6 protein-coding genes are annotated in these 7,239 nt (G+C 64.1%); 2 read left to right on the top strand and 4 right to left on the bottom strand.

Annotated elements, in window-relative coordinates; translation table 11 throughout:
• The 3 genes from PGX04_RS25550 to arcS form a co-directional block, all read right to left on the bottom strand.
• A partial coding sequence (locus PGX04_RS25550) for a DUF308 domain-containing protein (RefSeq protein WP_273741068.1) occupies window positions 1-215 on the bottom strand: 215 nt, incomplete at its 3' end.
• Window positions 216-608: 393 nt separating this feature from the next.
• Complete coding sequence (locus tag PGX04_RS25545) at window positions 609-1,280, bottom strand: SdpI family protein (RefSeq protein WP_273741067.1); 672 nt, start codon at window positions 1,278-1,280, stop codon at window positions 609-611.
• Between the two features lie 429 nt (window positions 1,281-1,709).
• Window positions 1,710-3,461: an archaeosine synthase subunit alpha gene (gene arcS, locus PGX04_RS25540; RefSeq protein ID WP_273741066.1), complete on the bottom strand. Its 1,752-nt coding sequence runs from the start codon at window positions 3,459-3,461 to the stop codon at window positions 1,710-1,712.
• 307 nt (window positions 3,462-3,768) lie between these two features.
• Here arcS and PGX04_RS25535 point away from each other — a divergent pair, with 307 nt between their 5' ends.
• Window positions 3,769-5,772, top strand: coding sequence for a hypothetical protein (locus PGX04_RS25535; RefSeq protein ID WP_273741065.1), 2,004 nt, complete (start codon window positions 3,769-3,771; stop codon window positions 5,770-5,772).
• A 189-nt stretch (window positions 5,773-5,961) separates the two neighbouring features.
• Here the strand turns inward: PGX04_RS25535 and PGX04_RS25530 are convergent, their stop codons facing one another.
• A complete protein-coding gene (locus PGX04_RS25530; RefSeq protein ID WP_273741064.1) occupies window positions 5,962-6,318 on the bottom strand; it encodes a TRAM domain-containing protein in 357 nt (118 codons plus the stop codon).
• Here PGX04_RS25530 and PGX04_RS34170 point away from each other — a divergent pair.
• Window positions 6,307-6,798, top strand: a complete 492-nt coding sequence (locus PGX04_RS34170) for a HalOD1 output domain-containing protein (RefSeq protein WP_337959489.1) — start codon at window positions 6,307-6,309, stop codon at window positions 6,796-6,798. The two genes, PGX04_RS25530 and PGX04_RS34170, sit on opposite strands and share 12 nt — an antisense overlap.
• Window positions 6,799-7,239: the final 441 nt, after the last annotated feature.

Genomic DNA, 7,239 nt, shown 5'->3' with positions numbered 1-7,239 from the left:
CCGCGCGCCGTGAACGCGTGGACGCCGTGGACGATCCCGCCGACGACGAGTAACGCGCCGAGCGCGATCGATACCGAGAGCCCGGTGACGGCCGGGGCGGCCATCGCGAGGATCCCGATCAGTCCGACGATCCCGCCCGCGATCGCGAGGGGTCGCCAGTCGTTCTCGAGGGCGTAGCCCTCGTCGTCTCCAGTAGTTGCTGTGATACTGTTCATCTGTGTCACCGGTACTACGTACGTCGTGTAAGTATATAACACAACTATACGATTTGACAGTCGGTCGCGGAAACGGACCGGTCCGAAACCGGGACGGACGACGTCTGGGATCTCCTCGAGGTCGTATCGAACGTAGCTCACATGGTTGAGATACGGGCGAAGCACGGCAGTTATTTCGATGGGGATGACAGCACGGGTCGTGACCGACGATCCCGATGGCGGTGATCGCGAGTGTGACCTCTGCGGGGAACGGGTCCCGGCGGCCGTCTATCACGAACACCTGCTCAAGTCGTGTCCCGGCCGTTCCGGGGAGTGACCCCACCTCGAGCGGCCCGGCTTTCCGGCCAACTCCGAGTCGAGGGGCCCGATAGCGGCGTTTCCGAGAGAGCGCTCTCAGACGCCAGCGTTCGAGGACGACTCCGTGCCGCGCTCGAGACGTTCGGAGAGATAGTAGGAGTACACGATGGTGATCGCGGCCGTCAGGAGCGCGGGGACGACGAGGAAGTAGACGGCGTAGTCCTCGAAGAAGAGGCCGATCAGCGAAACTACCGCGGTGAGCTTGAACAGCCGGCCGCCGAGTTCGTGCGTGCGCTCCCAGACCGCCTCGCTGCTGAGCGTCCAGGGCGTGCGGATGCCGACGAACCAGTTGGGTTCCGCGCGCGTGAGTAACGCACCGACGCCGTAGAAGAGGACGGCGATCGAACCGAGGACGAGGAGCGCGAAATCGAACTCGTAGCCCAGGTTGAACGCGAGGATTCCGGCCTGGAGGACGAACATGAACCCCGCGAAGGCGACGACGAACCAGTCGTATGCGGCTCGGAACGCGTCGACGTTCTCACCGAGCGGGTCGATGCGAGGGACCACTGCGAGGAGCACCACCAGCGCCGCCGAGAGGACGGGAACGAACGCGAGACCGAGCGTCTTCGACATCGTCCCGTCCGGCTCACCGGCGGCGTTCCAGTGGGTCACGAGCGGGTCCGAAAGTTCCGGTGCCGCGAGGATACTGGCGACGCCGGCGAGGACGACGAACGCGCCCGCGAGCGCCAGTCGGTGCGTCGTCTTCATACCGGTTACTACGCCGTCGCTATTTATCAATAAACGGGGCCGAGCGACGGAACGGGGCCGGCGGGACCGTCCGTCGCTCCCGACGATTCCGGCGCCGGGTCGGTTTTCTCGAGCCGAGACGGTGGGAAACACCTTTCCGTCTCGTCGGAATCAGGGCCTGACAGTGACGGGAACGTTGAATTCAAGCATCTGGGACTGTCCGGAGTGTGGTCGATCCGTCAACCGATTCGTGAACGGCTGTCGGTGTCCGTCCTGTCGAGAGAACGTCTCCGAGCGCTGTGACTGCGGGTCCGACGCGACGAACCGGTAACCCGGCCGCCGACTCAGCGGGAGTCTCGGAGACGGTCAGGGATTCGGAATAGGGGTCCGAGCAACACGACCGAGTCGAAAATCACGAACCGTCCGGTTGGCTCCCCCCGATACTCCCACTCACTTCTCCTCGACGTGGCGGATTTCGGAGGCGACGCCGCGCGTGCTCTCCGCCATCTCGCGGCCGAACATTTCGGCGCGGCCGACGGCGAACGCCTTCGGTCCTTCGACGACCACCTCGTCGCCGACGCGGATGTCCACGTCGGCGTCGACGACGCCCGGCGCGAGCACGCTGCCGTGCGGGACGAAGCCGTCGATCTCGACGCGCTTCGTCGGCGCATCGCTCTCGAGCCACTGTCTCGCCCCCGCGAGCGTGAAGGAGAGGGTACCGTACTGGGGGACCATCGTCGCGAGCTGGGTATCCTCGCCGTCGCGAACCTGGATCTTGGGGTAGCGACTGGTCGTCTGGATGTCCTCGAAGAGGTCGTCGCCGGCCCCGTCGCCCAGCAGGTAGTCCGCGATGGCGCGGACGGTGTTGTGCTCGCGCTCGCGCTTGGAGTACTTCAGTTCACCCGACAGCGCTTGCGAGAGAGTCGCGAGCGACTCGTCGTCGGTCGGGTGGTCCGCGACCGTGTAGGTGATATCGAGGTCCAGTCGGTCCTCGACGCGTTCGACGATGTCGCGGTAGCCGTCCTCGGGGACGTGGGCGATGATCTCCGGATAGTCGTTGCGCTCGAGGTAGCGCTGCAGGACCGTACTGACGAACCGCTTTTCGTCTTCGGACCAGCGGCCGGTCACGACGGTGTCGTAGTGCTGGGCGGGGTAGGTCGTCTCGAGTTCCTGCGGGACGACGCCGATGGGGCTGGTCATCGAGACGAGGTGGGCGCGCCACTGAATCGCGTCGTGGAACTGGCGGTGGCTCTGCGACTCGCTGTAGGGCTTGGCGGCCGAACACGGCACGAGCACGAGCGGATTTTTGAACCGGTTGCGGTACCGCGTCGTCACCCGGTCGGCGAAGCGCTGGATCTCTACCCGGCGAAGGGTGTCCGCGGACGCGGCATCGATTTGGGAATCCCGAAGGATGGGCGTGCGCTCCTCGAGGTAGCCCCACTGCGAATCGAGTTCGCGCATCGCGGCGGTGAGCCACTGGTCGTGGCGGGCCTGTCCCTCGACGTAATCCCGGAGGCGGCCGTCTCGGATCCGTCGGCGAACGATCGCCAGTTCGGATTCGAGGGCGTTGACGTTGTGGTCCGCACAGTCCTCGCGGGTAAACTCCTCGCGGGGCTGTTGGCAGGCGGGACACGAGCAAGGCAACTCATCGAGATCCTCGAGGAAGTACGCCTCGTCGGTCGTCAGATAGCGGCCCTCGGTGCCTTTCACGACCGCGGCGGTCTCGTCGAAGAGATCGACGCCGGCGTAGGCCAGCAGGGCGACGTTCCGCGGCGTCGCGACGCCGGAAAACAGCAGGGCGGTGTCGGCGGGGATCGCCTCCCGGACGGCCACGACGGCCTCGACCAGTGCCGCGCCGTGCCCCATCACGGACTGGACGTTCGAGAGGGCGTAGGCGTCCGTTCCCTGGGATTCGACGCTCTCGCTCGAGACGACCGCGACGCTGGGATACTCGACGTCAGGGGAGTCGACGGCGAAGGACTCCTGCACTTCCTCGGCGGTGCCGCCGGGGAACGCCCGGTGGGGGAGCACCGTGAGTCGCGACTCGTCGCCCGCGGGAATCCCGCGATCCTCGCTCCAGAGCGAGCCCGCGTCCTCGAGGACGTCGTCGACGAGTGCGGGCGTCGTCACCGGCGAAGAGAGGCGGAGTTCGCCCACGCGCGCGGCCCCGTCGCGCTCGTGTACTTCGAAATAATCGGTCATACTCGATATGACCGCGGCGAGCGAAAGAGGTTGTCGATAGCGAGCGGATAGACGGCGATCGGGTACCTGAGGACGAGGAACCGCCTGCGATTGGCCGACGACACGGCCGGAATCCGAGCGAGCTCGATGCCGGTGAACGTCTCGAGGCGGGCGGATCAGGAGGTCCGTCTACGGGCGATTCACGAGCCGAATACCAGTCGTTTATCGTGAATATTTCGGCGTGGATTACTGAACGCTAGAACTGAATCCATCAGAGGACAGTTGAGAAAATTAACCTTTATGCCCTTGCAGTTGGAGGTCATCCTATATGTCATCGGAAACAAACCTTCGATCGACGGACGGGTTCAGAGCGTTTCTGGCCGTGTTCCTGGTCGCAGTCGTTGGGGTAGCGACGATCGGACTGCCGATCGTCTTCGGGGGAATGACAACGACCGTCGAAGCGACCGAGCCGGAGCCCGAGTTCGAATCGTACGACTCGATCTCGCAAGCCGAATCGCAACTCGGCTCGGCAGACGAGATCTATCTCGGCGAGGACGGCAGCGCCGTCCTCCGCTACGACGACGAGTCGGATGTCAACAAGTTCGAGATGGGCATGGACGTCAGCGAAGGACTGGCTCACATACTGGTCGTCGACGACATTGAGAACCCCGACGACGAGCTAGAGTCGGCGAACTTCTCAGCGATCCTCGATCAACAGGGGCTCTCCGGAAGCGGCTCGATGGTCATGCAGCAACCGGAGGACCTTCGGGACCTCAGCATCGACGTCTCCGGCGAAGTCTCCGAGGACACGAACGAGTTCGATGCGTCCGCGTCGGGAACGTTCGACAGCGAGGCGACAACGACCGGAGCGGTCAGTACGAGCGGCCAGCTCACCGTAACCGCGGACCGACTCGAGACGAGCGGGGATGTCTCCGTCGAAATGAGCGACATGGGTGGCGCCGAGTCGGACATGTATCTCGATGCTACCCTCAAGGAGACGACCGACGGCTACGCGGTCGACGTTACGCAGGAACAGACCGTCACGGAGTGGACGGCCAGCCAGTGGGAGACGCGGGAACAGGCAAAACAGACGCTCCAGAGTCAGTATGGTAGCGTCTCAACGGCGCTTGGCGGGACCAGTGCGATCGAAATCGAGGACTACAACTTCGAAGCGGGGGCGAACGGTCAGTCCCAGCTCGAGATCGACTTCACCGTCGAGTACATCGGTATCGACAACGGTATCGAAGAGCAGCTTACGGATCAGCTGGCGAACGATCCGACGACCGACCTGAGTCGATCGGACGCGGAAGAAATCGCGACCAGCGTCACCGACCTCGAGATCGAGACCGTCTCGTTCATGGTCGACGTGAGCGGTAGTTCGGTGAACGCCGACTGGGACGTTTCGATCGCGAACTACGACGAACTCACGTTCGCGATGTTCGACCTCGCGGAAGCGACCGCCACGGACGACCAGCTGCCGGCAGACCAACTCGAGAACGCGCGAACGGCTCTCGAAGCCCAGCAGGCGGCGGGTCTCGAGACGGAACTCACCTGGGACGGGTCGATCGAGCAAACGTCGTCCGATACGATGACGCTCGACGCCTCACTGACGAGCGACACCGAAAACTGGGACGCCTACATCGACGAGCTCGAGTCTCGAGACATCGAGCCGCCGAACGACGTCACGTTCGAGTTGACGGCCACAACCGACGGTGACCAGCTCTCGATGGATGGCTCGTTCGAACTCGAGGCCGAAGACCTCGCCAGTCAGGCGGTCAAGAACATGGCGCAGTCGGCGCAGACCGGGCCATCGGGGCCGACGATGTCCGCGGATGCCGACCAGTTCGTTTCGGCGCTGGCAGAATCCAAGCTCGAGATCGCTCGCGTCGATGCCGGTCTCACGGATGGAACGGTGCGCGTTGAAGGTGGCGCGAAGTTCGAGAATATGAGTGCGCTCACTGACACGGTCGGCGGAAGCATGGCTATCAGCGGGATCGCGACCGAACAGGACGGAGAGACGGCGTCGATGTACGTCTACGTCGACGACATGGGCGAGATCGACACTGCATCGGCGACGAAATCTGATATCGAGCAGTTCGACGTGGTCGATTCCGAGACTACCGTCCACCGGGCCGGCGAGTGGGACGACGACCTCCCCGCGATCGAGACCGACGAAATGAGCGAGTTCCTCGAGACGCAGGACGACGAAAACACGGCGGAAAGCGATGACGAGGACGAAGACGACGGCTCCGATAGTATTCCCGGGTTCGGGATCGGACTCGCGTCGATCGCCGGACTGCTAACGGCGCTCGTGCTCCGACGGCGAGCGTAACGCATCGGCGATCGGTGCGCCCGTTCTTTTGGTGACGCTAGTACCAGCACCCGGCAGCAGCGCCGGCTGTGCGATCGGACGATCGGTTGGACGGCGAGACGCGACAGCTATCGTACCAACTGGAAGTCAATGCATACCCGATCGCGCGACAGCTTCGCGATCGGTGTGTAAATCGTTTCAGTTGATACGTTAGGCGGCCTCGAGGAACGTCGCGGTCGCCGACGTGTGCCCGCGGTTGAACGAGAGGACCTTGATCCGGATCACGTCGGTCGGCTCGCAGCCGCCGGGGACGTCCTCGACGAAGACGACGAACCCTTCGATCTTGCCGACTGCCTGTCGATCGCCGGAGTGGTGGTCGGTGAACTCGCTGATAGCGACGGTCTCGACGTCGCCGATCTCGACCGGTGGGTCGCGTTTCTGGGCCGCTCTGTGACGGTCCCGGGATCGCCGCTCGTCAGCGGAGCCACCGCGGATCCGTTTGAATACCCACGAGCCGATCACGAGGGCAACGAGTAGGCCGATACCGAGCACCGCTTGAGCGAGCATACTGAAACGGGCCGGCGCGTCGGGCTTCCATGTTCCGATTCCGACGGCGCGTCGGTGACCGGCGGCGATCACTACGGGTCGGAACCGCTTTTCGCCGACGGCGCGACGGGTGGGTACGGCTCTCGAATCGCCGCTGCCCTTTTATCTCCCCGTCCGTTCGAATACGTCGTGACCTTCTCATTCAGCGGATCGACCGGCGACGACAGTAGCGAGCCACTACACGTTGCCGTCCTTCACGCGGTTGCAGCACACCGGGACGTAGACCCGATTGAGCTGCCGCCCCTCTACGAGTGGATCGATCCCAATTCGCTGGACGCCCTCTTCGAGCCGACCCGACGTGACGGGACCCGATGCGGCCGTCTCGAGTTCACCTACGACGGCCACGCGGTCACCGTGGACTGCGCCGACGGCGTCACGATTTCGGTCGACGGCTCGCCGGCCGCCGAGTCGATCACCGCCGGACCCGACCTGGTTCGCTGACCGGCGCGTAACTCGAGTTGTTGGTCGCCCCGCGTCTGACTGACGGACGACGATTTTCACTTCGCGCCGGAATCCGCCCGACTTGAATAGGTTTTTTTCCGCCGCATGATTCGAGCCGAGCGGTGCGTTCGGCTCGAGCGGGCAATCGGACGGTACCGAAACCGGATCCGAAACGGAATCGAGCGAAAACGGATCGGATTGCGGAACGGCCGAAACGCACGAGTTCAGCGCCTTCAGCACCCTCGTCGGCACAACCGACGGTGTGGCTGTCGTCTCCCGTCGGGTCGTTTCGAGCGATGCCGATCAACCGAACGACGACTGACGCTGCGTCCGTCGCCGTGCCAACGCGAGTTCGGCAGTGGGAAACCGTCGCCACCGACCGTCGTCGTCACCGGCCGTCGTCACTCCGGAGATCGACCAGATCGACCGAGTCCGGAACGC

Source organism: Natrinema soli (genome assembly GCF_028618695.1).
Note: the sequence above shows the minus strand (reverse complement) of the source record. Positions and strands in the feature narration are given on the sequence as shown.

Coding starts and splice junctions, on each gene's coding strand:
- PGX04_RS25545 (WP_273741067.1), bottom strand. CDS start 1,280: ATGAAGACGACGCACCGACTGGCGCTCGCGGGCGCGTTCGTCGTCCTC.
- arcS (WP_273741066.1), bottom strand. CDS start 3,461: ATGACCGATTATTTCGAAGTACACGAGCGCGACGGGGCCGCGCGCGTG.
- PGX04_RS25535 (WP_273741065.1), top strand. CDS start 3,769: ATGTCATCGGAAACAAACCTTCGATCGACGGACGGGTTCAGAGCGTTT.
- PGX04_RS25530 (WP_273741064.1), bottom strand. CDS start 6,318: ATGCTCGCTCAAGCGGTGCTCGGTATCGGCCTACTCGTTGCCCTCGTG.